Here is a 1,577-nt window from a genome sequence, read left to right as displayed (position 1 = left end):
AACTCATTAAGCTTGCCTTAAAAAAGGCTTAACTTATTTATGCCTAGAAAAAAAATATTAAATAAAATTGCTCAAAAAAAGAAAAAGGAATAAATTTTTGTAAAAACCTACGGTAAATCTTAATCATTAGGAAATAAGCAATCTTAAAAGCAATAACCTACTATAACACTTTTAGGAGGTTATATGATGCCATCCACTTCTACCTCTAACACTCACCCAAATTTTCCGCTTGCTGTCTCAGAAAATATAGAAGACGCCGTCTCAGGAAAGCTGATGACTCGAGCAGTGACTTTGCTTCCTTGCGGTCATACCTTTAATGAAGAGACTGTCATCTCCTGTTTAGCGCGCAATAAGCTTTGCCCTCTCGATAGCCAACTTATTGTAAGACATACACCCAATCCTACTATTAGACTCCAATCTAAAATTGCTGAAGCCGATTTTTTATCAGAATTTTTTAGAGAACGCTATACTGCCCTTTTGGGCCATCTTTTAAATGAACCTTCTATTAAAGGCATTCCTTCCCTGGCTAACTTGTTAGAAAATCAATTTAAAATCTTAATGAGTCAATTTGGCGAACCGCTAACAGAAGAAGAAAAAATAAGCTATTATTGGACAAGGGATTTATTAGATGAAAATAAAAAAATTAGACAATTTGTCTTCAGTCGACTCCAGCAAACTCACCCAAGCGCTCCTCTCCCTGTAGGTGTTTCTCTATCTCCTCTTTCCACTTCTTCGTCATCTGGTGTCCCAAAAGAAATTGGATGCTATTCCCATCGATTCGTACCCCCGCCCCCAATTTCCACCGTCTCACTTTACAACATGATCCTTCAAGTTCATTTTCCTGAGGGAAATGGAGAGCTTATAGAACAAACTCGTATTATAGATAAGATTTATAAAATTGACTCCCATCTTTCTACTGAAGAAAAAGTGCTCTATATCTTTCAAAAGCTTTTTACATTGGCCTCTTCTCTTTCTCCATTAGGCTTTGAAGAAAATATCATAGGAAACAAAGCGTCTAACCTTTCTAATTACTCCTCCTACCTACTAAATATTAGCTGCCTATTACTCTGGCACCGTCTACCGGAAGGAACAGAGTACTTAAGTCGTCCCTATATCTACCCCCTACCTTTAAAGAGAAAAGCAGAGCTATTAATCCCTTGGATGAAAGAGTACTGCACCCAACTTAATTACCTGAATTTAAGTTATTTAAACTTTATATTTTTACCGCCAGCGATCGGGCAACTTTCCCAGCTGCAAAGACTTTACTCACATAATAACCAACTAACTACTCTTCCAGCGTCCATCGGGCAACTTTCCCAGCTACAACGACTCTACTTACATAATAACCAACTAACGTCTCTTCCTGAAACCATCGGGCAGCTTTCCCAGCTGCAACGACTCTACTTATACACCAACAATCTAAACACTCTTCCTGAAAGCATCGGACAACTTTCCCAGCTTAAAGAGCTTTTCCTATTCAATAATAGACTAAGCGCTCTTCCAGAAACCATTGGGCGACTTTGCCAGCTGCAATATCTTTTTTTATCCAATAATCACCTAAGCGCTCTTCCTGAAAC

Annotated in this window: 1 pseudogene; it reads left to right on the top strand. The window is 38.3% G+C overall.

Going from position 1 to position 1,577, the window contains the following annotated elements:
* Window positions 1-1,221: 1,221 nt before the first annotated feature.
* A pseudogene (locus DB41_RS12660) lies at window positions 1,222-1,577 on the top strand (leucine-rich repeat domain-containing protein); the annotation flags it as partial.

This window comes from Neochlamydia sp. TUME1 (assembly GCF_000813645.1).
Classification (GTDB): Bacteria; Chlamydiota; Chlamydiia; order Chlamydiales; family Parachlamydiaceae; genus Neochlamydia.
The sequence above is the reverse complement of the archived record's forward strand: the minus strand, read 5'-3'. Positions and strand labels throughout refer to the sequence as shown.